This is a genomic window from Brucella tritici, from assembly GCF_008932295.1.
GTDB classification, from domain to species: domain Bacteria; phylum Pseudomonadota; class Alphaproteobacteria; order Rhizobiales; family Rhizobiaceae; genus Brucella; species Brucella tritici.
Genome location: NZ_WBWA01000116.1, coordinates 1 through 246 on the forward strand (window position 1 = coordinate 1; position 246 = coordinate 246).

The window sequence follows — 246 nt, forward strand, 5'->3', positions numbered from 1 at the left end:
CAGATTGAGGAAGCCGTGCGGCTTCATCGTAACCTGAAAGGATCAGCCGCCCGGGCGGAAGCTTTGCGATTGATGGAACTGGTGGGGATACCGGATGCAGGCCGACGCATCGATAATTATCCGCACGCAATGCAGCCAATAGATCAAGAATTTGAGCCTGAATCGTAGCATCAAGTGCTGTCGTAGGCTCATCTGCAATCAGGATATCGGGATTACCTGCCAGCGCCATGGCAATCATCAAGCGCT

1 pseudogene is annotated in these 246 nt (G+C 53.3%); it reads right to left on the reverse strand.

Features of this window, described 5'->3' with window-relative positions:
• Positions 1-246 (reverse strand): annotated as a pseudogene (gene oppD / locus F9K91_RS26540) (oligopeptide ABC transporter ATP-binding protein OppD); the annotation flags it as partial.